Below are 1275 nucleotides of genomic sequence, written 5' to 3' on the forward strand. Positions count from 1 at the left end.
CGCGCTCCCGGCGCCGACCGCGCCCCGGCGCCGACCGCGCCCCCGGCGCCGACGTCGTTCGCACAACCGAAGACCATCCGCACCGCGCGCTTCCGCGGTGCCGACGGACTCCGGTTGGGCGCTGACCCTCCACACAACGCAACGCAACGCGCGGGGCGCACGGGCGCCCGGCCGCGCGCCCCGCGCGCCCCGCGCGCCTACCCCCGCCGCGCCCGCGGGTGCGCCGTCTGGTACACGTCCCGGAGCATGTCCGCCGTCACCATCGTGTAGATCTGGGTCGTCGCCACACTCGCGTGCCCCAACAGCTCCTGCACGACCCGCACGTCCGCACCGCCCTCGAGCAGGTGCGTCGCGAACGAGTGCCGGAACGTGTGCGGCGACACGTGCGCCTCGAGCTCCGCCGTCGCCGCTGCCGCCTGGATCACGAGCCACGCACTCTGCCGGGACAGCCTGGCCCCACGAGCGCCGAGGAACAGCGCCGGCGTCGACGGACCCCGCGCGGCGAACACCGGCCGCGCCCGCACCAGGTACGCGTCGATCGCTGCCCGGGCGAAGCTCCCGAGCGGGACGATCCGCTGCTTGTTGCCCTTGCCCGTCACGCGCACGACGGAGACCCCGGACTCGTCCTCCGTCTGCACGTCGTCCACGGACAGCCCCACCGCCTCGGAGATGCGCGCCCCCGTGGCGTACAGCAGCTCGAGCAGTGCCCGGTCCCGCAGCTGCACCGGATCGTCCCCGACGACCGCGCCGAGCAGCCGCTCCATGTCGTGCACGGAGATCGCCTTCGGCAGCCGCATCGGGGCCTTCGGCGGGCGGACGGCGGTGCCCGGGTCGAGCGGTAGCCACCCCTCCCCCGCCGCGAACGCCGTGAAGGACCGCACGGAGCTGAGCATCCGGGCGATCGACCGCGCCGCGAGCGGTTCCGGACGGGTCGCGAGGTGCTCGACGAACCCGGCGACGTCCGCCCGGGCCAGCCGTCCGACGTCGTCGACCGCAGCAGCTCCCCCGGCTCGGTCCGCGCCCGCGGAGTCGACGACCGGAGCGTCCGCCAACCACGTGGCGAACACCGCGAGGTCGCGACGGTAGGCGGCCACCGTGTGCTGCGACAGCCCGCGCTCGATGGCGACGTGTCGCAGGTACGACTCCGTGGCCTGGTCGAGCGCGATCACCCGGTCACCGTGACGATGCGCACGCTACCGCCGGGCTGCGGCGTCCGCGGCCAGCACCGCCACGACGAGCCCGGGAGTGTGCAGCCGTCCGTCGAGGATCGCGGCG

1 protein-coding gene is annotated in these 1275 nt (G+C 75.3%); it reads right to left on the minus strand.

The window, feature by feature from the left end:
* Positions 1–197: 197 nt before the first annotated feature.
* Positions 198–1166, minus strand: a complete 969-nt coding sequence (locus I59_RS13820; protein WP_031273843.1) for a site-specific tyrosine recombinase XerD — start codon at positions 1164–1166, stop codon at positions 198–200.
* Positions 1167–1275: the final 109 nt, after the last annotated feature.

This window comes from Curtobacterium sp. B8 (genome assembly GCF_000333315.1).
GTDB classification, from domain to species: domain Bacteria; phylum Actinomycetota; class Actinomycetes; order Actinomycetales; family Microbacteriaceae; genus Curtobacterium; species Curtobacterium luteum.